Origin of the sequence: Oceanicoccus sp. KOV_DT_Chl, assembly GCF_900120175.1 — a bacterium.
GTDB lineage: Bacteria > Pseudomonadota > Gammaproteobacteria > Pseudomonadales > Dasaniaceae > Oceanicoccus.
Genome location: NZ_FQLF01000002.1, coordinates 2,079,598 through 2,099,833 on the forward strand (window position 1 = coordinate 2,079,598; position 20,236 = coordinate 2,099,833).

Consider the following 20,236-nt stretch of genomic DNA (forward strand, 5'->3'; position numbering starts at 1 on the left):
GAAAAATTGTATGGGCTTAGCCAAACGAATCATACCCTGTCTCGATGTCGAGAGTGGACGCGTGGTAAAAGGTATTAACTTTGTTGATATTCGCGATGCTGGCGACCCGGTTGAAGTTGCCAAGCGTTACAATGAACAGGGGGCGGATGAGATAACTTTTTTAGATATCACCGCAACTCATGAAGGTCGTGATACTACTGTGCATATGGTAGAAAAAATTGCGGCGGAAGTTTTTATTCCGTTAACCGTGGGTGGTGGTATTCGGACCGTTGAAGATATTAGAACTATGTTGAATGCGGGGGCTGATAAAGTGGGTATTAATTCGGCTGCAATCACTAACCCGGATTTTGTGCGTGCGGCATCAGAACGATTTGGCGCGCAGTGTATTGTGGTGGCGATAGATGCCAAAAAAGTCAGTGCAGCAGGCGAAAATAATCGGTGGGAAATTTTCACTCACGGTGGCCGCAAACCAACCGGTATTAATGCCGTAGAGTGGGCGGTAAAAATGGCAGCGTACGGTGCGGGTGAAATACTGCTAACCAGTATGGATGGCGATGGCACAAAAAAAGGTTTTGATTTGGCACTAACGCGAGCGATTAGTGATGCTGTACCCATTCCGGTGATAGCTTCTGGCGGAGTCGGTAATTTACAACATTTGGTGGATGGCGTTGTTGAAGGTGGTGCCGACGCAGTATTGGCAGCAAGTATTTTTCACTTCGGCGAATTTACTGTCCCTGAGGCAAAACGTTATATGGCGGAGCAAGGAATAGAAGTGAGGGTGTAATTAATCAATTATGGTGTTGATTATAATGCAATAAAAAAGCCTGCAATGTGCAGGCTTTTTTATTGGAAGGTTTGTTTAATCAGTCAGTGCTGCATAGAGCCGCGATAAAGTCTTGGGCTCAGCCAAAGACATAAATTCGATAAAATCTTTTAAGCCGTTGCGCGCATCATCTTTATCTTCAAAGGGACCAATGGGTGACCCTTCTCTGGTAGAGAAAAACCATTCGCCTTGCGCGGCAAAAAAACGGTCGGAGCGCATAGGTGTGCCACCTGCTTCCCCGTCTCTATTGATCGTCATGCTATTCATCTGTCTCTATGGCCTTTAGGCTCTTCTTGGTTTTATACAGTTTAGCGTTATTTTGTTTTTTTGGAAGGGTTTTATTACATTCTTCTTATATGAAGTAGAGCTTTATCGCTAAAAGAGTTATTAAAATTGGGCTTAAGGCCTTTTTGTTGGTTGTGGCGAGGCTATCTAACGATTTCAGATGCGTGCACTAATTGCACTTGCTGCTGCTGGAGTTTAGGTAAGGCTTTTTCCAGGAAGCTTAAGGTTTCCGGGTAAGGGTGGCCAATAGCTACCGCTTGGCCCTGGAGCTTGGCTAGCTTGATTAGGCGGGAAAACTGTTCAGCAATGGCGGCGCCTCGGCGATCATTGTCTAGAAAGACATCCCGGCGCAAGTGGGGAATATTATGAGCTTTGGCGCGGGATTCTGCCACCGTACGCGGCGTGGTGCGGCTATCGAGAAAATAGAGCTGTTGCTCCTTCAGTTCTTGCATCAACCAGTCCATGGGTTGTTGTAATTGGGTCAATAAGCTTCCCATGTGGTTATTCACCCCGCGGATATGGGGGATAGAGGCGAGATCTTGTTGCAGCGTTAGTAGAAATTGTTGTTGCTGCATCGCCGCTGTCAGTGTTCCCGGGCCTGTGGCGTAGCTATTGAGATTGCTCATAGGCAAATGAAGCAATATCTCTTTTTGCTGCTGATGTGCATGGTCGGCAAGGGTTGCAGCATATTTACTGTAAGGAAGAAAAGCGTAATTGATAGGGCCTGGTAGAGCGATAGCGCGCTGCCCCAGCTCCAGACTGTTACCCATATCATCAATGATTATTACTATTCGTGCGGTGCTGGGTTGAGTTTCAAGGCTAGCAGCCGGATGGCTGGCCATAAAAGCAATTACCACGATCATCATCGCGGGTAATTGCCGGCAAGTACTTAGGTATATAGCTCGCAGTTTGGAGCTAAGGTGAATAGTTAGGCCCACAATGACAATACTGTTAGTTAGAGTGTTTCAGGTTTTGCTGTTACTGGATTCATCACCTGCGTTTTATTGTGGCTAAGTATATGTAGGCCTTTTAGCAGCGTCAGGGCTTCGTATAGCTGATTGTCAGTGTTGAAAAGCGAAGGCTTGATGTTTTCCTCTCTGCTTTTGCTGTTACTTTCGTCACCATCGCCATTGCTTAAATGGCCTTGCAGATCGGCTTCGGTAATGCGGCCACGGGATTTAATGGTTTCTACTTTGGCGCGCTCAATAATAATGTCTGGAATGATGCCCTGCGCTTGAATAGATCGGCCATTAGGGGTGAAATAGCGGGCGGTAGTTAATTTGATAGCGTGTTTCTCTGATAGCGGCACTACCGTTTGTACTGAGCCTTTTCCAAAGCTATCGGTGCCCATGATTACCGCACGGCGATGATCCTGCAGGGCGCCAGCTACGATTTCTGACGCTGAAGCTGAACCACCATTGATCAATACCACCACGGGAATACCTTTAGACATATCATTGGGTGTGGCTGAATATTCCGAATGCGCATCATTCAAGCGACCCTCGGTATAAACGATCAGGCCTTCCTCCAGTAAGCTGTCTGCTACTTCAACAGAAGCTTGCAAGATACCACCAGGGTTGTTGCGCAGGTCTAATACCAGACCTTTCATGGTACTGTTTTTGTTCTGAAGTTTGGCTAAGGCGGTGCGGAACTCTTCACCGGTTTTGCTTTGAAACTGTGCAATACGGATGTAGCCAAAGCCTGCTTCCAGCGTTTTGCTGCGCACACTAACGACCTTAATGGTGTCGCGGGTAATAGTGACATCGAAGGGTTGGTTGACCCCTTCGCGAATGATGGTTAGCTCGATATCACTGCCTTTTTTACCGCGCATCAGATTAACGGCATCGTTCAGCGACAACCCCTTAACGGGTTTATCATCCAGTTGAATGATTAAGTCACCACTCTCAATGCCCGCTTTTTCTGCGGGGGTGCCGTCGATGGGAGAAATAACTTTAACAAAGCCATTCTCCATCCCGACTTCCAGGCCAAGGCCGCCGAATTCGCCAGAAGTGCTGACTTGTAGATCATCAAAAGATTTGGCGTCGAGATAGGTGGAGTGAGGGTCCAGACCTGTGAGCATGCCGCGAATAGCATTCTCAAGCAGGGTTTTGTCGTCAATTTCTTCTACATAGCTGATACGAATATGGTTGAACACATCAGCAAAGGTGCGCAATTCGTCTAACGGTAGGCGCCCCATTTCTTGTTGATTTTCGGTTTCTTCCGCATCGTCAGATTGCTGGGCAACACTAAGCAGGCTGGAGCTGCCTAAAATCAAGCCTAAAGTGATAGGCAATAAGAGTTGTTTGATCGATAAAGTCATTGCGTGTGCCTGACGGCTCCCTTGCTAATTAGGTGTCACTAGGTGAACGTAATTTTTCGATTGTACCCTGCTTTCAGAGGTGGTGTTAGGGGTAAAAGTTGCGCTAGTTACGAGATTTAGCCGAAAGATAGCACTTAGCCACGTTTGCACCACAGCGCCGGGTTGGTGGGTTTGCCTTGATGGCGGATTTCAAAATAGAGTCCTGCTTGCCGTTGACCGCCACTATTACCGACAGTGGCAATGACATCACCGGGGTTCACCCAGTCGCCGGTCTCTTTTAGCAGGCTTTGGTTGTGTGCATATAAACTCATATAGCCATCGCCGTGATCGATAATCACCAGTAAACCTGAGCCCCTGAGCCAATCCGCAAACACGACCCGGCCATGGTGAATCGCTTTGACAATGCTGCCTTCATTACCAGGGATAGATATGCCCTGCCACTGCAGATTGGTGCCATTGCGTAGGCGGCCAAAACGGTTGCTGGGTTTTCCGGCAACGGGCCAAGGCAAGCGACCTTTTAAGCTATGAAACGGTTGGTACTCACTGGGAATACTGATATTGGCCAGAGTTTGTTCCACTGCGGCTAATAGTTTTTCCAGCTCGCTGCGATCCTTATTCATTTGACTCAGTCGCTGGTCATTATTTTTGATCGCAGAATTAATTTTAGCGAGATTATTTTCTCGTTCTTTTTTACTTGTTAGCAAAGCCGTATGGGCAGAGCTTAGCTGGTTCTTGGCCTGATTCAGGCTGTTGGTTTTTTCAATAATCCGCGGCTCAATAGTATTAATTTCACTGATAATGCCGATGTAATTATCAATTTGCTCCGAGCGCGCCTGATTAAAATAGTTGTAGTAAGTCAGGGCGCGGCTGATTTTGTCAGGCTGTTCTTGATTCAGCAGAACTTTGATTTTCTTCTGTTGGCCCACTTGGTAGGCCGCGACTATTTGCTGACCGATAAATTTTTGCTGTTCAGCTTTCGCGCTATTCAGTGATTTGCGTTTTTGCTGGAGTTTTGCCAGTTCGTTTTGCTCTTGTTGCAGTTGCTGTTGAATGTTGCGGATATTTTTTTGCACTTTGCCAATATCCACCTCAGCTTTTTGCAGTGAAGTTTGCAGATCTGATCGTTCGCTCTTAAAGCCGCTAAGCATGGCGCGCAGCTGCTTCATTTTGCCATCTAACAGTTTTATTTGCTGGCGGGTTTGGTTTTCTTTGTCGGTTTGAGCATGGGTGGTGTTGACTGCCAACAGGAGCAAGCCAATGAACAATATTCCAAGGCGGAATTGATGTGTGAATAATGACTTGCTCATTGGGCTGACCATACGGCTGTTGCAGGGCGATCTAAATAATAAAAACAGTGTAGCTTATTTTATCGTTAATAAAGATTGCCCGGTCATTTCTACCGGTTGTTGCAATTGCATCAAGGCCAGCATGGTGGGCGCAACATCGGCCAGTTTGCCACCACTAGCTTGCATATCAACTTGTTTATCACCTACATAAATAAAGGGAACTAGTTCGGTTGTATGCTGGGTGTGGGCCTGACCAGAATCATAATCCAGCATCTGTTCACAATTGCCATGATCAGCTGTTATCAGGCAGTCGCCGCCCACTTCCAATACCGCTTCCGTTACCTGGCGAACACTGTTATCGATAGCTTCAGCAGCTTTAACCGCAGCGGCAAAAATACCGGTGTGGCCGACCATGTCACCGTTGGCGTAGTTGCAGATAATAGTGTCGTACTTGCCGCTTTTAATCGCGGCGACCAGTTTTTCTGTGACTAATGGCGCACTCATTTCCGGTTGTAAATCATAAGTGGCGACATCGGGCGAAGGTATTAATTCACGGTCTTCGCCCTGGTAAAGCTCCTCGCGGCCGCCACTAAAGAAAAAGGTTACGTGCGCATATTTTTCAGTTTCGGCGATGCGCAGTTGGGTTTTACCCATCTGCGCCATTAATTCACCAAAACTATTGCTGAGGCTTTCGGGAGGGAATGCGCAAGGAGCATCAATATTGCCGGCATATTCCGTTGTGCAGACAAAGCTGGCGAGCTTGGGAGTAACGCTGCGCTGAAAACCATCGAAGCTTTTATCTACAAAGGCGCGGGTAATTTCCCGAGCGCGGTCGGCGCGAAAGTTCATAAAAATAACGGAGTCACCATCAGCAATGGTCGCCGCCGTTTGGCCGCCTGCTTGGATAATAGTGGGGCTGACAAACTCATCGTTTTCATCGCGCTGATAGGCTGCAGCGAGGCCATCGACGGCATTGTCAGCATGGTATTCCGCTTTGCCAGCAGTCAGCATGTCATAGGCTATTTGTACGCGATCCCAGCGATTGTCCCGGTCCATGGCGTAATAGCGACCAACCAGCGAGGCAATACGTCCACAGCCGAGTTCAGTAAATTGTCGGCTAAGTGTTTCCAAAGAATGTTGGGCGCTACGAGGTGGGGTGTCGCGGCCGTCGAGGAAGGCGTGAACATAAACCTGCCTGGCGCCGCGTTCGGCAGCCATTTTTACCATCGCGTAGATATGATTTTCATGGCAGTGGACACCGCCGGCAGACAGCAGACCAAACAAATGTACGGCTTTATTATTGGCTATGGCCTTGTCGATAGCATCGAGGTAAACCGGGTTGGTAAAAAAGTCGCCGTCGGCAATAGCTTTGTCGATGCGGCTGATACTTTGATAGACAATGCGGCCAGCACCTAGGCTCATATGACCGACTTCGGAATTACCCATCTGCCCTTCGGGTAAGCCGACATTCATGCCTGAGCTGGAAATCAACGTTTTTGGCGCTTGCGCCCATAGCTTATCCCACGTGGGGGTGTGGGCATGGAAGATAGCGTTGTCTTCAGGCGCTTCGCGGTGGCCCCAGCCATCAAGGATTAATAAAACAACAGGTTTTTTCGCGGTGTTGATTTCCATAGTTCAGCTTTAATCGGTTCGAGGAGGTTAATTGAAAGGCGCAATTCTAGCGGTTCCGGACCTTGTTTACCATTTCAGTCGATGCATGTGGAGATATTCACAGTGAGAATTGTGTCGGCCCCGTGTATACTTGCCGCCACATTTTTGGGCGCCCATTGTTGGGGCGCATTTGCTTAAGAGGTTGTTGTTACCAATGGAGCTATTTCTCCAGTTTTTGTCCGACCAGTGGATACTGGCTACGGCCTTGATCGTGTGTGTTACTTTATTATTTCGACATGAGTCAGCAAAGGGGGGCCTACGCTATCAACTCAAGAGCTCATTAATAAAGTCAATCGGGAGCAGGCTATCGTAGTTGATTTGCGTGATAGCAAGGAATTTGATCAAGGGCATATTGTTGATGCACTGCATATTCCTCATGCCAAGTTAGCTGATCGTATCAATGAGCTGGAGGCAAAAAAATCCCAGCCTGTAGTGTTGGTGTGCAAAATTGGTCAACATTCAGGCGCTGCCGGTAAACAATTAAAAGCAGCAGGATTTGAGCACGTATTTCGTCTCAATGGCGGCATGATGGAGTGGTCTAGTCAGCAGTTGCCGCTGGTGACTAAGTAGCACATAAATATTAACCGTAGCTGTTCCGGGCGACGGTGTATTCAGGTTTGGAAAACGATTTATCATGGCAGCAGATATTTTTTTATATACCACCCAATTTTGCCCATTTTGTGTTCAGGCCAAGCGCTTATTGGACGCAAAAGGTGCGCAATACCGGGAAATCTCAGTGGATGGTAATTCCCAGTTGCGCACTGAGATGATGGATAAAAGTGGTCGGCATACGGTGCCACAGATATGGATTGGCGGCACCCATGTAGGGGGGTGCGATGATTTATGGGCTTTGGAGCGGTCCGGCAAGCTTGATGGTTTGTTGGCCTAGCAACGATTTAACTTTAGATAGAGGATAAAACATGGCTGAGAATGAACAGGCACAGGCGCCACAACAGCAATTTGCAGTGCAGCGTATTTATATAAAAGATTCATCGTTTGAGTCACCCATGGGTGCGGCAGTTTTTGGCAAGCAGTGGCAGCCTAACATCAACGTTGAGATGAATAATGCCGTCAATAAAGTCGGTGAAGATACCTATGAAGCCGTTTTGACGTTTACGGTTACTGCCAAATTGGGTGAGGAGACAGCGGCGCTGATAGAAGTACAGCAGGCCGGTCTGTTTTTGGCTAAGGGTATTGAAGGTGAGCAATTACGTCAGGCCTTGAGTATTTTAGCGCCTAATCTATTGTTTCCGTATGTACGGGAAGCGATTGATAGCATGAGTGTGAAGGGCGGTTTCCCTGCGATAGCATTGCAGCCGGTTAATTTTGAAGCTATTTATCGCCAGCAAGTGGCGCAGCAGGCGGCTCAGCAAGCAACACCTGCAGACGCAGAAGCTCACTAAGCGTTTTACTTTGGCCGCCTGAGAGTTTTTCGGGCGGCTGTAAGTCGTGTTATTTCCCGCCAATAAAATCTAATTGCCGCCAGGCCTCATAGACAAAAATTGCGACGCTGTTAGATAAGTTCAAACTGCGGCTTTGGGGCTGCATGGGTAGTCGCAACCGTTGTTCCGCTGGGAGTGAATCCAGTATTTGTTCGGGTAGGCCGCGAGTTTCAGGGCCAAACAGCAGTGCATCATTGGGCTGAAAGTCGGCCTGGGTATAACTTCTGGAGCTTTTGGTCGTGCAGGCGAAAAGCCTATTGGGTTGCACTTGAGCCATGAACTGCTCCAATGACGGATGGGTTGTAACCGCTGCCCATTCAGAGTAATCCAGTCCGGCGCGACGCAATTTCTTATCATTCATATCAAACCCCAGTGGCTCAATAAGATGGAGCTTAAACCCGGTATTGGCGCAAAGCCGAATAATGTTGCCTGTATTGGGCGGAATTTCGGGCTGGTAGAGAACAATATGAAGCATAATTTGGCTAATTTCCTATACTGAATTTTTCTATTCTAATCTTTAAAATAGACCAGCGCTCTTAAAAAAAGCAGCTATAATTTGTTAACAAAAGCAAATACTTACAAAAACATTCTCATAATTAGATGAAGTTTTTGGCGCAACTGGAGTTAAGCTTGGGGTTGCGAGTCCAAAAATTTTTCAGATGCAGTAATCATAGCGGCAGTATCAGCCGGTTAATTTAGGCCGGTGTAGAGGAGGGGCGCAAGCGCCAATGGCTATATCCATTCCCTGGTTTAAGCAATCCAAAACACGTTCGGGTCGTGTTGGCCTGTCATTTGGGCCTGACGGCATAGGGATTGCTGCAGTCAATTCTTACGGCGCAGTAGTGTTCTGCCAGTTCATTGACCAGTTAGGTGAAACCGCAGAGTTGTTAGCCGAGGTGATCGAACAGCAAGGTTGGCAGAAGATGCCCTGTAGTTTGGTGTTACACCCGGTCTATTATCAACTGTTATTAGCCGAGTGCCCGGCTGTTGCTAGTGATGAAATGTCTGCGGCTGTGCGCTGGAAAGTGAAAGACTTATTAGATTTTCCGCTTGCTGATGCCGCCATTGAATACTTTTTGTTGCCCGAAGATGCCTACCGTGGTCGCCAAAAAATGCTTTACGCCGCCGCTTTACGTAAGGCGGCACTGCAAAGTCTGGTACAGCCAGTAGAAGAAAGCGATTTGATAGTGGATTGTGTCGAGATAGCTGAGCTGGCGCTGCACAATATCGTATCCCGGTTACCTCGTGAAGGCGGCGGCATCGCTTTACTTCAGCTGCATGCGGGAGAAGGGTTTATCAATTTGGTAGAGAATGGTGCAATTTACTTGACTCGTCGTCTTGATATTGGCTTGGATGGCTTCAATGCCGAGCGTGATAACACGCGGTTTTTTGATTCTTTGTTTTTAGAGGTGCAGCGCTCGCTGGATTATTACGAGAGCCAATTGGGCAAAGGTATTATTACTCGTTTATTTTATTCCCCGGCTTTGGATGAAACTGTTGCGATTGGCGATTTTTTGTCGATGCAGTTAGGTTTGAATGTAGCTGCACTGGATTTGTCAGGTTTAGAAATACTGACAGCCGAGGTCGGTTTGGATAACCGCTGTGTGAGTGCAGTGGGTGCTGCGCTAGGCCCGTTTAATGCGCAGGAGGCGACTCGTGCAGCATCTTAATTTTTATTCACAGCTTGATCGGGCTGTTGAGCCGGCGTTATCGGCACGCCAACAAGTGTGGTTGTTAGCCGCGTTGGTGGTGGTGATGTTAGTGAGTTATGTTGCACTAGCTGTTTCGAGTAACGGGCTGCAAAATGAACGCGAGCAATTGCAGCGTCAACAAGCATCGATTGCAGATACTCTGACTGTGCTGCAGGCGCGAAAGGCCAAATTAGAGCGTGAAAGTAAAGTGGATGGTGAAATCGCATTGCTGCAAAGTGATATTCAGTTTCGTCGTGAATTACTCGCCAATATTGATCCTAATAGTGCGGTGCTGGAAAAAGGTTTTGCCGATCATTTGTCAGGTTTGGGTCGGCAGCATATAGATGGCATGTGGTTCACTGAGATTCAGTTGCACAATGGTGGTCGGCAGTTGGCTTTGCTAGGGCAGACAAAAGCGCCGGAGCTGGTGCCAAGATATATCCAAAAACTTGCTCATGAAAGCGTGTTTTCTGGACATGAATTTAGAGTATTCCGATTAAAAGTGCCCAAGCAGCAAAAACATTTATTGGAGTTTGAATTACGCGCTTTGACAGAAAGCTCCGAGCGATCAGAGTAAAAAAAATGGTAGAAACAACTAAAGATTGGCGGCAGATGCTCACTGAGTGGCAGCAAAAGGTCGATGCGCTTACGCAGAGGGAGAGAATATTACTATTTGCTACCGCAGTAGTGGTTGTCTTCATGGGGTTGCAAATTCTACTATTGGATCCGGTAATGAAGGATCGCAAACAGCTACAAAATGATATTCGTAATTTTCAGCAACAAATTCAATTGCAATCTTCAGAGCAGCAAATATTAGAGGCGCAGCTAGCAGTTGGCGTGGACCGTAATAAAATAAAACAACGTGATCAGTTACAGATAGAAATCAACAAGCTCAATGCACAAATTCAAGAGTCGGTAGTGGCGATGATTCCGCCAAAGCTGATGCCGGAGGTGTTGGAGCAGCTATTAACAGAAAGCAAAAGTTTAAAATTATTAAGTTTGGAGAATAAACCTGTTGTAGCAGTATTAAATCAACCAGTAGGCGAGAAAAATTCTCAGCAAGACAACGCTGTGGGCGCAACAAAAACTAACCAGCAAGCGCTATACAATCATAGTTTTGTGCTGCAGTTAAGCGGAAATTATAAGGATGCTATACGCTATTTCGAGCGATTGTCGCAATTGCCCTGGCGCTTTCACTGGGATAATTTAAGCTATAAGGTAGAGTCTTATCCTAACGCAATTATCACTTTGGAAGTGCATACCGTGAGTATGGCTGAGGAGTGGATAGGTGTTTAGACTATCAATACATTTTTTGTTGGTTTCATCACTAACGTACATCATGCCTGGCGCCGTGTTGGCATTTGATGATCCAACCATGCCTGCAAGCTTCGTCCAGTCCAGTAGTCCAAAGCGATTAACCTTAGAAAGTATTTTATACAGTGATACAAGAAAAGTGGCGACGATAAGTGGTCAGGTCTTGGCTGAAGGTGACAGCATCGACGGTAAAAAAATTCTTTATATTGGTAGAGACAGTGTGCGATTAGCAGATGATGCTAAAGAGCTCACTTTAACTCTCAAGCGCTCATCCATTAGGCAGGTAAAATAATGCGTTATCAACGACTAATTTCATGTTCTCTGGCCGTGTTGTTTTTAGCGTCCTGTGCCTGGACGCCAAGAGATACTAGAGATAATACCGGTATTGATGAAATTCAAAAAGAGCTGGAGGCGTTGCAACAGACGAGCCAAGAGCAGAACTTGCCGACAGCTGATATTAACGATGCGCTAATGCCGGCGTTGCTACCATCGGTAATTATTGGCGAACCAGCTGAAGAGGTCTTTGACATTGCTGTTGAAGGTATTGATGCCCGTGATTTTTTTATGGGACTGGTAAAAGGTACTGGTTACAACATGGTGGTGCACCCGAATGTAGAGGGCAAAATTAGTTTAGAGTTGCAGAATGTAACAGTCGATCAAGTAATGGATGTAGTGAAAGAAGTGTATGGCTATCCCTATAAGCGTCGGGGGAACTTATTTCAAATTTTGCCTGGTGGGTTGCGCTCTGAAATATTTCAAATTGATTATTTGAGCCTGAAGCGTCGAGGCCTGTCTGAAACCCAAGTAACGAACGGGCAGGTAACGAGTGCAGGTACTAGCTCAAATGGTAGTAGTAATAGTAATAGCAACAATAGTAGCTCTAACCAAAATAGAAATAATAATGGGAGCAAGGGTACGGGGAGTGTGGGTGCACAGATACAAACAGAAACAGCGTCAGATTTTTGGGGTGAGCTGCAGGCTACCCTTGATATTCTGATTGGTAGCGGAGATGGTCGCAGCGTAGTCGTGACACCGCAAGCAGGTATTATTGTAGTGCGGGCAATGTCAGAAGAAATTGAAACTGCACGTGATTTTCTAAGGCGCGCCGAGCTAATTATGCGCCGTCAGGTTGTATTGGAAGCTAAAATCTTGGAAGTGCAATTAAGTGATAGCTATCAGACAGGTATTGATTGGACTGCTGTTGGTGACCTTAATGGCAATAATTTCTCCTTTGGTTTGGCAGGTTCATCGCCAGTAAATCCCAGTGGTAATGGCGGCGTGTTTAGTGGTGTGTTTCAGGCTGATGATTTTACCGGCATGATAGAGATGTTAGAAACACAAGGTAGTGTACAGGTTTTATCCAGCCCGAGAATATCTACAGTGAATAATCAGAAAGCGGTTATTAAAGTCGGACAGGATGAATTCTTTGTCACAGAGATTTCCAATACGACGACGACTGGAACCGGTAGTACAACTAACACACCAGAAGTTGAGCTGACGCCATTTTTCTCCGGCATAGCGCTGGACGTGTTGCCGCAAATTAGCGCAAACGATGAAATTATATTGCATATTCATCCCGCTATCAGTGAAGTGGAAGATCAAAAAAAGTTAATTACTTTAGGTGACCAATTAGTGGAGTTGCCGTTAGCGTTGAGTACGATCAGAGAGACCGATAGCGTAGTGTATGCGCGCAGTGGTCAAGTTGTTGTGCTGGGTGGATTGATGCAGACTAAATCGGTAGATAATAATTCAGGCACACCCATGTTAGGCAATATGCCGATGATTGGTCATTTGTTTAGTCAGCAGCGCAATGTATCAGTTAAGAGTGAATTAGTTATATTGTTACGCCCAATTATTATGGGGCCGGATGGATTACCTGATATAACCAACAACTCCTTGCAGCGGGTTAATGAATTTAGAGATATATTAGATCGCTCTTATCGGAACGAAAAAAATAACAAAGAAGATAGTTCTACGGCAGGTAAAGACTAAGTGCTAAAGGCGATTGGCATGCGAGTTTTTAGTTATGTATAACGACCATTTTGGTCTTAATGAGTCGCCTTTTGGTTTGACACCTAACACGGCGTATTTTCTTAATGCGCGCGGTTATCGTGAAGCCTTTAATATGTTGCAAGTGGCGCTGGCAAACGACGAAGGTTTTATTAAAGTGACCGGGGAGGTAGGAACAGGCAAGACTATGCTTTGCCGTAAACTGCTTAATACCCTTGGCGACAATTATTACACAGTCTATATCCCCAACCCTTTCCTAAACCCTACTGCACTATATCGTTCCATCGCCCAGGAATTGAATGTGGTAGTGAAGTCTCGGGATGGTATTCATGAGTATCAACAAGGTATCAATGAACGCTTGATCGATTTGGTGGGGCAGGGAAAAAAAGTCGTATTGGTTATTGATGAAGCGCAGGCTATGCCAAGCAAGTCGTTGGAAGCATTGCGCTTAATATCCAATCTTGAAACAGAAACCACCAAGTTGGTGCACATTGTTTTATTCGGTCAACCTGAACTGGATCGTTTATTAGATCACGAAAATTTAAGGCAACTGCGCCAACGAATTAGTTTTTCCTATCGATTACCTGAGCTTGATTTAGAGGGTGTGCGTAACTATATCGGTCACCGGGTGGCAGTTGCCGGTTATAACGGCGAACGCTTATTTAGTGAATCGGCGATAAAGTTATTGTTTAAAGTCAGTAGGGGCGTACCCAGGTTGGTTAATATTTTATCGCATAAATCGATGATGGCTGCGTTTGGTAAAGGAGCCCAGCAAATAGAAAAAAATCATGTGTTATCAGCAACCAAAGACACCGATGGCGTACACGCCCCTAGTGCTTTATCAGATTGGGGCTTGGGTCTGTCGATGGCGGTATTGCTAGTGGTGTGTGTCATTGTATTTGTGCTGCCGGAGACATCGTTATGAGTTTGATTAACGATATGCTAAATGATCTTGATGATCGTCGCTCCGGTCAGCGAGGTAATGAGGTATCACTGGATTGGATGAGCGGTCATAAAATACACGGTGAAAATAGATGGCAGTTACCACTCATTGCCTGTGTAGTGATATTAATTTTTATCGTAATTGCTTATGGCGTCTGGAGTTATCAAAGTAAAACCAGCATGACTGTCATTGATAAATTATCATTAGTTCGGTCGGAATCCAGAGTAGTTGAAACCCTGGCAGCAGGTGATCAACAAGTTTTGGATGCAGTAGCTATTGACGCTGAGGTGAATGATAAGTCTGTTAAAGTGGTTAATGGCTCTGCAACAGCAACCCAGGCTAAGAAGTCAGTAACAAAAGCTGAGCCACCAGCCGTTAAGAAAAATACTATCCCCGCAGAGATATCTTTGCCAACTGAGCGAAAGAGCCCTAAGTCCGTACAGAAAATTCATGTAAATGATGTGGTAGCTGCCCCGATTAAAACGCAGAAACCCTTAACTCTGGATCAGCGTGATCGAGAACAATACCAGCGTGCTGAAATGCTATTGCGCCAGCAGCGTTTTACCGAAGCAGAATTACTACTGCAAGATTTTCTATCACAATATGCACAAGCACCTCACTCCGGTGAGTTGTTAGTGAGTTTGTGGATTAGTCAGCAGCAGTGGCAACAAGCACAAAACCTATTAACAAGCTTGCGGGGTTTTTATCCACAGAATATACGTTTAATAATGCTGGATGCGCGGCTCGCGTTACAACAAAAGCAAACAGATAAAGCTGTGGCATTATTAATGTCTGAACAGCCGGTACTGTCGGAACATCAAGATTACTATGAGTTATTGGGTATAACTGCTCGTCAAAATAAGCAGTATCAATTGTCAGCCGAGGTCTACCGTGGTCTGTTAGGGTTTGATTCACAGCGTGGTGATTGGTGGGTTGGGATGGCAATTGCATTGGAGATGCAGCAGCAGTCCAGTGCTGCTAGAGATGCTTATCGGCAAGCTCTTCTAAGTAAAAATATTACGCCGGCGCTACGTAATTATGCGCAGAAAAAATTATAAGTGACGTTGCAATGATAAATAGCAACAGAATGATAGGGTTTTAATTGTGGCCGCACAGGATAGGAAAAAAATTCGGATTGGTGATTTGCTGGTGCAAAATCAGCTGCTGACGGAAGAGCAGTTAGGTGAAGCTTTGGCGTCACAAAAAACCTCTGGTAAAAAGTTGGGGCGTGCGGTTATTGATCTGGGCTTGGTTGAAGAAGATCAATTGCTGAGTTTGTTGTCGCAGCAATTAGAAGTGCCATTTATTCATTTAAATAATTATGATTTTAAGCCTGAGATCACCAAGCGTTTACCGGAGAGTTATGCCCGACGTTTTCGTGCGGTGGTCTTAACGGAAGAGAATGATCATCTCGTTGTCGGCATGGCTGATCCGACGGATATTTTTGGTTTTGATGAGCTATCGCGTATTTTGCAGCAACCACTGCAGTTAGCCGTGGTGCGGGAAGTAGAGCTACTTGAATCGCTGGACATGCTTTATCGGCGCACTAGCGAGATTGCTTCACTGGCGGAAGAGCTAAGTGATGAGCTCGGTGACCAGTCAGTAGAAATTGATTTATTAAAAGCGACCGGTGCTGAAGATGCGCCGGTAGTGAAATTATTGCAATCCATTTTTGAGGATGCGGTGCAAGTACATGCATCAGATATTCACATTGAACCTGATGAAAAGGTGTTGCGTATCCGGCAGCGAGTCGATGGTGTTCTGCAAGAACAGGTGATGAACGAAAAACGAATTGCCTCTGCGGTCGTGCTGCGCTTAAAGTTGATGTCGGGCCTGAATATTTCAGAAAAACGCCTGCCGCAGGATGGTCGTTTTCATATCACAATTAAAAATCGTCCTATTGATGTTCGTATATCGACCTTGCCCGCTCAGTATGGCGAGTCGGTCGTTATGCGATTATTGGATCAGTCTCAGGGTATTGCCGATCTTGATAATGTCGGTATGCCTTTAGAAATCCTGCAGCGGTTCCGTTTGCAAATTCAGCGGCCTCACGGTTTGGTTTTAGTCACTGGGCCAACCGGTAGTGGTAAGACTACTACCCTTTACGGGGCGTTAAGTGAATTAAATAACCCTGAGAAAAAATTATTACTGTAGAAGACCCGGTGGAGTATACCCTGCCGCGGATTACTCAAGTGCAGGTGCAGGAAAATATTGGCTTTGATTTTGGGGCCGTGCTGCGCTCAGCATTGCGACAAGATCCTGATATTTTGCTGGTGGGTGAAATTCGTGATCAGGAAACAGCAGAAATTGCTGTTCGTGCTTCACTAACCGGTCACTTGGTTCTTTCTACTTTGCACACCAATGATGCTATTACCAGTGCGATGCGCTTGATCGATGTTGGTCTGGAAGGTTATCTGGTTGCCAGTGCATTGCGTGGCGTGGTGGCGCAGCGTTTGGTACGGCGTATTTGCAATAGCTGTAAAGCGGATTATCAGCCTGACCAGCAAGAAAATATCTGGTTAAAAGCAATCAGTACCGATGCTGATACTACAGCGATGAAATTTTCTCACGGTCGTGGTTGTTCACACTGTAATAACACCGGTTATCGAGGGCGTATTGGTGTATTCGAATATTTGGAGATTGACAGTAATTTGGCTGATGCATTGCGATCGGCAGATCCATTAGCGTTTGGTCGAGCTGCCAAGCAACAGAAAGGTTTTAGAACGCTAAGTCAGTGCTCGCTGGATTATGCGGCTAAAGGTGTGACTACATTGGAAGAAGTGTTTCGCGTATCTGAGCAGTTGGCGGAAGAATCATTGCAAACTTTGGCAGTGGAAGGCGCATAAGCTATGGCTAGTTTTAGCTATCGAGGGCGAGATGAAAAAGGTGCACTGGTTAGTGGTGTAGTGGAAGCTGCTTCGGCAGATAGTGTAGCGACGCAATTACTGGGTGGTGGCATAACACCGATTGCTATTGATAAAGCGGCAGTGAAAGCATCAATAGAATTACCGCCCGTGCTGCAGCAGTTAATGCAGAAAAATGTAACGCTAGAAGAGTTGGCGATGTTTTGTCGTCAAATGTATAGCCTGACACGTGCGGGTGTCGTTTTAAATCGATCAATTCGTGGCTTGGCTGATTCCACCAAAAATGAGCGCTTAAGAGAAGTGTTACTTGAGATAGAGGTGGCGCTAAACTCGGGGGTAAATTTAAGCACTGCGATGAGGCGGCATGGCGAAATTTTTAATGACATGTTTATCAATATTGTCAGTGTGGGTGAAAATTCCGGTCGCTTGGAAGCCGCTTTTCAGCAACTGTCCAGTTATATGGAGTTGGAAAAAGATACACGACGGCGTATCGGAGCCGCCTTGCGCTATCCTATGTTTGTATTGATCGCATTAGCGGCCGCGCTGGTGGTATTGAATATATTTGTGATACCAGTGTTTGCCGATTTATTTGAAAATTTTGGTGCTGATTTACCCTGGGCAACCAAAATACTTATTGGAATGTCGTCATTATTTGTAAATTATTGGCCACTGTTATTAATGATTACCATAGGCACTATTGTAGGTCTGCGCTATTACGTCAATACAGAGCAAGGGGCGCTGCGCTGGGATCAATATAAACTGCGTATACCTTTTATCGGTTCTATTTTAGAGCGCGCATTGTTAGCCCGGTTTGGACGTAGTTTTGCCTTGATGCTCTCTGCTGGTGTGCCATTAATTCAGGCTTTGGAACTTGCCTCTCAGGCAGTGGGCAATGAATATGTAGGGCGTAGCATTCGTGCTATGCGGGAATCAATTCAACGGGGCGAATCCTTGTTGCGCAGTGCCGCGAATACAAAAATGTTTACCCCGCTGGTTTTACAAATGATCCAGGTCGGAGAAGAAACCGGACAAGTCGATGAAATGCTAGTAGAGGTGGCGGCATTTTATGAACAGGAAGTTGACTACGATTTGAAGAATTTGGCGAGTTACATTGAGCCAATATTGATTGCTTGCATTGCCGGATTGGTCATGATTTTAGCGTTAGGCATTTTCCTGCCAATGTGGGATATGATGAGTGTTATGCAGGGTTAACCAGGTCGTTGTTAATCTGGATATGTATTGGATTAACTACAGTAATTGAGCAAATATTGTCTATAGTTATCAGTATGGAAGAAAAGCAGATGAATAAACCAAAGGGCTTTAGCGCCAACTTAGCTGCACCTCGCCAGATACAGGGTTTTACCCTGATTGAATTGGTGATTGTGATCATACTATTAGGCTTATTGGCCGCTGCAGCATTACCGCGGTTATTGAGCGCCACCGATAACGCAGAAGTCGCGAGTCTGGAAGGGGTGGCAGGTGGCTTTAGCACGGGTGTATCGATAGCGCATGCGCAATGGGCTGCTGACGGCAACACTGCGGGTGGCAACACCTCGGCAGCAAATAAGATCGCTATCAATCTGGATGGCAAAGTTTTCTATATGAATGAATATGGCTGGCCAGCTAATGTAAATAGTAGTGAAGATGCATCCGCTGATGGACAAACGGCGGATGAGTGCAAGCAGATTTTTGATGATATATTGCAAAGCTCGCCCGCTGCTACCACCAATAATAATAATCGTGCCAATAACCGATTTTATGTTTCGGTGATTACCGGAGCGGGTGGTGATATTGCCGGGCAGGTAGGTGATGTTTGTCGCTATGAGTTGATTTTAAGTAATAGTGCTACGGCTACTGGTACCCATTATTTTGATTATGATGTGGTTGATGGTCAGGTAACGGTGGTGTTTCCTAATCAGGGCTAGGCAAGTGTAATGTAATATGTGCTTATTTGTGTCGCTGCAAAAATTATAAAGAAAAATAGAGGTTGTAAAATGTATAAACAACAGCAAGGTTTCACTCTGGTAGAGTTAGTTATTGTTATCGTGCTACTCGGGATTTTGGCGGCAGCGGCTTTGCCCCGATTTTTAAATACTACGGCTCAGGCACAATCAGCAGCAGTAAAAGGCACGGCAGGGGGGTTTTCTTCAGGTGTTGCAATATTTAAAGCGAAGTGGACTGCCGATGGTAATAGCCTTGGTAATACGGGTGCAACGGTCTCATTAGATGGCGCAGACTTTATAGCCAATGAAAATGGTTGGCCAGCGCAGGATCCAGCACTGGGTAATGGCAATACTACGTCGGTCGGTCAAACTGAAGCAGAGTGTGATCAGGTGTTTAATTTTATTCTGCAAAATCCGCCACTAACACATACCACAGGGGCTATTAATAATAATGATGAATATGATGTAACAGTGGTTGGCGGTACGCCCGATATTTGTGTGTATACATTAATTGTGAATGGCGCTACAGATCCTGATAATAGAAATTTTACATATAACTTGGCAACCGGTCAGGTGTTGGTGACCGTTCCTTAATTTATTGGTGTTAAAGAGGTTAGATATGAATAAGCAACAATCAGGTTTTACTTTGATCGAATTGGTGGCAGTGATAGTGTTGCTGGGTATTTTAGCGGTAACGGCTTTACCGCGTTTTATTGATATTCAGGGGATGCACGTGCCGGGGTCGTCAATGGTTTGCGTGCGGCTATGGAGGGCGCGGCATCCCAGGTTTACGCGAAATCACTATTGGCGGGTGTGGAAAGTAGCACCGGTAATGCCGGCGCTACAGTAACGGCCAATGGTCAGACGGTTGAGGTGAGAGCGGGTTACCCCAAGGCGGTTCAGGATGATGCGGCTAATTGGGATATCATCAATTTAATTCAGTTTGATACCAATGTTTTTACAGTACAGGATGCTGGCGGAAACAACGTTTATATTGGCTATAATCTTGATGCTCCTGCTGATGTAAATGTGAGTGATAACAATTGTTATGCACGATATACGGAAACGAATGATCCTAATACGCCTCCGGTTGTTACTGCCGTCGTCACAGGTTGTTAAGTGAGCTGAGCCAATTCTTCAGCCATGATTAAGTACCGCCTTAAAACGGTGGGCATGAGATTCACCCACTTACAGAGTGGCTTTACCATGGTAGAGCTACTCACTGTTATTGTGCTAATTGGTATTTTAACGGTAACAGTGTCCTCTCGCTTTTTTGGTAGAACCGAGGTAGCTGATTTTGCCCTTCGTGATCAGTTTATTTCTACCTACCGCTTTTCCCAGCAGCGAGCGATGTATGATCAAAATAGTTGCTACTCATTAACTATTGATGCTTCGGGTTTTGGTCCCCGCCGGAATTTGGGCACTTTTGTAGAGGCAAAAGAGGTCACATTTGATGGCGACTTTGCGGGCTTATCCATTAATGAAGGCGCTAATCCTGCCCCGACTATTTTCTTTGATAGCTTAGGTAATCCTTATACCGGTGACTGCGGCGCCACCCCAATTGGTTCTGCTTTAGTACTAACTATTAATCCCGGTAATCTTCGATTGGAGATTTTATCGACGGGTTATATTAGGGCTATTTGA

23 protein-coding genes and 1 pseudogene are annotated in these 20,236 nt (G+C 45.9%); 18 read left to right on the top strand and 6 right to left on the bottom strand.

Going from position 1 to position 20,236, the window contains the following annotated elements:
• Positions 1-10: 10 nt before the first annotated feature.
• The gene (hisF, locus tag UNITIG_RS13585; protein WP_101758865.1) at positions 11-784 is read left to right on the top strand and encodes an imidazole glycerol phosphate synthase subunit HisF; all 774 of its coding nucleotides are present in this window, start codon (positions 11-13) and stop codon (positions 782-784) included.
• A gap of 75 nt (positions 785-859) precedes the next feature.
• On the opposite strand, the gene UNITIG_RS13590 is transcribed toward hisF, so the two are convergent.
• From UNITIG_RS13590 to gpmM, 5 genes are all read right to left on the bottom strand, one after another.
• Complete coding sequence (locus UNITIG_RS13590; RefSeq protein ID WP_235015389.1) at positions 860-1,081, bottom strand: DUF6316 family protein; 222 nt, start codon at positions 1,079-1,081, stop codon at positions 860-862.
• 170 nt (positions 1,082-1,251) lie between these two features.
• Complete coding sequence (locus tag UNITIG_RS13595; protein WP_101758867.1) at positions 1,252-1,974, bottom strand: divergent polysaccharide deacetylase family protein; 723 nt, start codon at positions 1,972-1,974, stop codon at positions 1,252-1,254.
• 89 nt (positions 1,975-2,063) lie between these two features.
• Entirely contained in the window at positions 2,064-3,428 is a 1,365-nt protein-coding gene (locus UNITIG_RS13600; protein WP_101758868.1) for a S41 family peptidase, read from the bottom strand.
• 134 nt (positions 3,429-3,562) lie between these two features.
• Entirely contained in the window at positions 3,563-4,735 is a 1,173-nt protein-coding gene (locus tag UNITIG_RS13605; protein WP_101759286.1) for a murein hydrolase activator EnvC, read from the bottom strand.
• A gap of 54 nt (positions 4,736-4,789) precedes the next feature.
• The gene (gpmM, locus tag UNITIG_RS13610) at positions 4,790-6,346 is read right to left on the bottom strand and encodes a 2,3-bisphosphoglycerate-independent phosphoglycerate mutase (RefSeq protein ID WP_101758869.1); all 1,557 of its coding nucleotides are present in this window, start codon (positions 6,344-6,346) and stop codon (positions 4,790-4,792) included.
• A gap of 357 nt (positions 6,347-6,703) precedes the next feature.
• On the opposite strand from gpmM, the gene UNITIG_RS24385 reads away from it, so the two are divergent.
• The 3 genes from UNITIG_RS24385 to secB all read left to right on the top strand — a co-directional run bounded on the left by UNITIG_RS24385 (position 6,704) and on the right by secB (position 7,788).
• Positions 6,704-6,955, top strand: a complete 252-nt coding sequence (locus UNITIG_RS24385) for a rhodanese-like domain-containing protein (protein ID WP_235015390.1) — start codon at positions 6,704-6,706, stop codon at positions 6,953-6,955.
• A gap of 64 nt (positions 6,956-7,019) precedes the next feature.
• On the top strand, positions 7,020-7,274 hold the full coding sequence (grxC, locus tag UNITIG_RS13620) for a glutaredoxin 3 (protein WP_101758870.1): 255 nt from the start codon (positions 7,020-7,022) through the stop codon (positions 7,272-7,274).
• A gap of 31 nt (positions 7,275-7,305) precedes the next feature.
• A complete protein-coding gene (gene secB / locus UNITIG_RS13625) occupies positions 7,306-7,788 on the top strand; it encodes a protein-export chaperone SecB (RefSeq protein WP_101758871.1) in 483 nt (160 codons plus the stop codon).
• Positions 7,789-7,837: 49 nt separating this feature from the next.
• Here the strand turns inward: secB and trmL are convergent, their stop codons facing one another.
• Positions 7,838-8,302, bottom strand: coding sequence for a tRNA (uridine(34)/cytosine(34)/5-carboxymethylaminomethyluridine(34)-2'-O)-methyltransferase TrmL (gene trmL / locus UNITIG_RS13630; protein WP_101758872.1), 465 nt, complete (start codon positions 8,300-8,302; stop codon positions 7,838-7,840).
• A 253-nt stretch (positions 8,303-8,555) separates the two neighbouring features.
• Between trmL and UNITIG_RS13635 the strand changes: the two genes are divergently transcribed.
• The 14 genes and pseudogenes from UNITIG_RS13635 to UNITIG_RS13695 all read left to right on the top strand — a co-directional run bounded on the left by UNITIG_RS13635 (position 8,556) and on the right by UNITIG_RS13695 (position 20,236).
• Positions 8,556-9,497 (top strand): hypothetical protein, encoded by a 942-nt coding sequence (locus UNITIG_RS13635; protein ID WP_101758873.1) that lies wholly within the window; start codon positions 8,556-8,558, stop codon positions 9,495-9,497.
• On the top strand, positions 9,484-10,095 hold the full coding sequence (locus tag UNITIG_RS13640; protein ID WP_101758874.1) for a hypothetical protein: 612 nt from the start codon (positions 9,484-9,486) through the stop codon (positions 10,093-10,095). The genes UNITIG_RS13635 and UNITIG_RS13640 overlap by 14 nt, the downstream gene beginning before the upstream one ends.
• Before the next feature lie 5 nt (positions 10,096-10,100).
• Complete coding sequence (locus UNITIG_RS13645; protein WP_101758875.1) at positions 10,101-10,814, top strand: hypothetical protein; 714 nt, start codon at positions 10,101-10,103, stop codon at positions 10,812-10,814.
• Positions 10,807-11,124 carry a hypothetical protein gene (locus UNITIG_RS13650; protein WP_101758876.1) on the top strand — a complete coding sequence of 106 codons (318 nt, stop codon included), beginning with the start codon at positions 10,807-10,809 and terminating at the stop codon, positions 11,122-11,124. Before UNITIG_RS13645 ends, UNITIG_RS13650 begins: the two co-directional genes overlap by 8 nt.
• Entirely contained in the window at positions 11,124-12,824 is a 1,701-nt protein-coding gene (gene mshL / locus UNITIG_RS13655) for a pilus (MSHA type) biogenesis protein MshL (protein ID WP_101758877.1), read from the top strand. The genes UNITIG_RS13650 and mshL overlap by 1 nt, the downstream gene beginning before the upstream one ends.
• A 34-nt stretch (positions 12,825-12,858) precedes the next feature.
• Positions 12,859-13,767 carry an ExeA family protein gene (locus UNITIG_RS13660; RefSeq protein WP_101758878.1) on the top strand — a complete coding sequence of 303 codons (909 nt, stop codon included), beginning with the start codon at positions 12,859-12,861 and terminating at the stop codon, positions 13,765-13,767.
• A complete protein-coding gene (locus UNITIG_RS13665) occupies positions 13,764-14,843 on the top strand; it encodes a lipopolysaccharide assembly protein LapB (protein WP_101758879.1) in 1,080 nt (359 codons plus the stop codon). Before UNITIG_RS13660 ends, UNITIG_RS13665 begins: the two co-directional genes overlap by 4 nt.
• Positions 14,844-15,081: 238 nt before the next feature.
• Positions 15,082-16,631: pseudogene (locus UNITIG_RS13670) on the top strand (GspE/PulE family protein).
• 3 nt (positions 16,632-16,634) lie between these two features.
• A complete protein-coding gene (locus UNITIG_RS13675; protein WP_101758880.1) occupies positions 16,635-17,861 on the top strand; it encodes a type II secretion system F family protein in 1,227 nt (408 codons plus the stop codon).
• A gap of 89 nt (positions 17,862-17,950) precedes the next feature.
• Positions 17,951-18,574 (top strand): prepilin-type N-terminal cleavage/methylation domain-containing protein, encoded by a 624-nt coding sequence (locus tag UNITIG_RS25310; protein WP_101759287.1) that lies wholly within the window; start codon positions 17,951-17,953, stop codon positions 18,572-18,574.
• 69 nt (positions 18,575-18,643) lie between these two features.
• On the top strand, positions 18,644-19,186 hold the full coding sequence (locus UNITIG_RS25315) for a type II secretion system protein (RefSeq protein WP_101758881.1): 543 nt from the start codon (positions 18,644-18,646) through the stop codon (positions 19,184-19,186).
• 25 nt (positions 19,187-19,211) lie between these two features.
• Positions 19,212-19,442 carry a prepilin-type N-terminal cleavage/methylation domain-containing protein gene (locus UNITIG_RS25320; RefSeq protein ID WP_304528930.1) on the top strand — a complete coding sequence of 77 codons (231 nt, stop codon included), beginning with the start codon at positions 19,212-19,214 and terminating at the stop codon, positions 19,440-19,442.
• Positions 19,406-19,711 carry a hypothetical protein gene (locus tag UNITIG_RS23595; protein ID WP_200821291.1) on the top strand — a complete coding sequence of 102 codons (306 nt, stop codon included), beginning with the start codon at positions 19,406-19,408 and terminating at the stop codon, positions 19,709-19,711. The genes UNITIG_RS25320 and UNITIG_RS23595 overlap by 37 nt, the downstream gene beginning before the upstream one ends.
• A 24-nt stretch (positions 19,712-19,735) precedes the next feature.
• A complete protein-coding gene (locus UNITIG_RS13695; RefSeq protein ID WP_101758882.1) occupies positions 19,736-20,236 on the top strand; it encodes a type II secretion system protein in 501 nt (166 codons plus the stop codon).

Bases quoted from the DNA above. Each gene is read 5' to 3' on its own strand.
- hisF (WP_101758865.1), top strand. From the start codon at position 11: ATGGGCTTAGCCAAACGAATCATACCCTGTCTCGATGTCGAGAGTGGA.
- UNITIG_RS13665 (WP_101758879.1), top strand. From the start codon at position 13,764: ATGAGTTTGATTAACGATATGCTAAATGATCTTGATGATCGTCGCTCC.
- UNITIG_RS13675 (WP_101758880.1), top strand. From the start codon at position 16,635: ATGGCTAGTTTTAGCTATCGAGGGCGAGATGAAAAAGGTGCACTGGTT.
- UNITIG_RS13595 (WP_101758867.1), bottom strand. From the start codon at position 1,974: ATGATGATCGTGGTAATTGCTTTTATGGCCAGCCATCCGGCTGCTAGC.
- UNITIG_RS25310 (WP_101759287.1), top strand. From the start codon at position 17,951: ATGAATAAACCAAAGGGCTTTAGCGCCAACTTAGCTGCACCTCGCCAG.
- secB (WP_101758871.1), top strand. From the start codon at position 7,306: ATGGCTGAGAATGAACAGGCACAGGCGCCACAACAGCAATTTGCAGTG.
- UNITIG_RS13645 (WP_101758875.1), top strand. From the start codon at position 10,101: ATGGTAGAAACAACTAAAGATTGGCGGCAGATGCTCACTGAGTGGCAG.
- UNITIG_RS13600 (WP_101758868.1), bottom strand. From the start codon at position 3,428: ATGACTTTATCGATCAAACAACTCTTATTGCCTATCACTTTAGGCTTG.
- UNITIG_RS13590 (WP_235015389.1), bottom strand. From the start codon at position 1,081: ATGACGATCAATAGAGACGGGGAAGCAGGTGGCACACCTATGCGCTCC.
- UNITIG_RS25315 (WP_101758881.1), top strand. From the start codon at position 18,644: ATGTATAAACAACAGCAAGGTTTCACTCTGGTAGAGTTAGTTATTGTT.
- grxC (WP_101758870.1), top strand. From the start codon at position 7,020: ATGGCAGCAGATATTTTTTTATATACCACCCAATTTTGCCCATTTTGT.
- UNITIG_RS25320 (WP_304528930.1), top strand. From the start codon at position 19,212: ATGAATAAGCAACAATCAGGTTTTACTTTGATCGAATTGGTGGCAGTG.
- UNITIG_RS13605 (WP_101759286.1), bottom strand. From the start codon at position 4,735: ATGAGCAAGTCATTATTCACACATCAATTCCGCCTTGGAATATTGTTC.
- trmL (WP_101758872.1), bottom strand. From the start codon at position 8,302: ATGCTTCATATTGTTCTCTACCAGCCCGAAATTCCGCCCAATACAGGC.
- mshL (WP_101758877.1), top strand. From the start codon at position 11,124: ATGCGTTATCAACGACTAATTTCATGTTCTCTGGCCGTGTTGTTTTTA.
- gpmM (WP_101758869.1), bottom strand. From the start codon at position 6,346: ATGGAAATCAACACCGCGAAAAAACCTGTTGTTTTATTAATCCTTGAT.
- UNITIG_RS13695 (WP_101758882.1), top strand. From the start codon at position 19,736: ATGATTAAGTACCGCCTTAAAACGGTGGGCATGAGATTCACCCACTTA.
- UNITIG_RS13660 (WP_101758878.1), top strand. From the start codon at position 12,859: ATGTATAACGACCATTTTGGTCTTAATGAGTCGCCTTTTGGTTTGACA.
- UNITIG_RS13635 (WP_101758873.1), top strand. From the start codon at position 8,556: ATGGCTATATCCATTCCCTGGTTTAAGCAATCCAAAACACGTTCGGGT.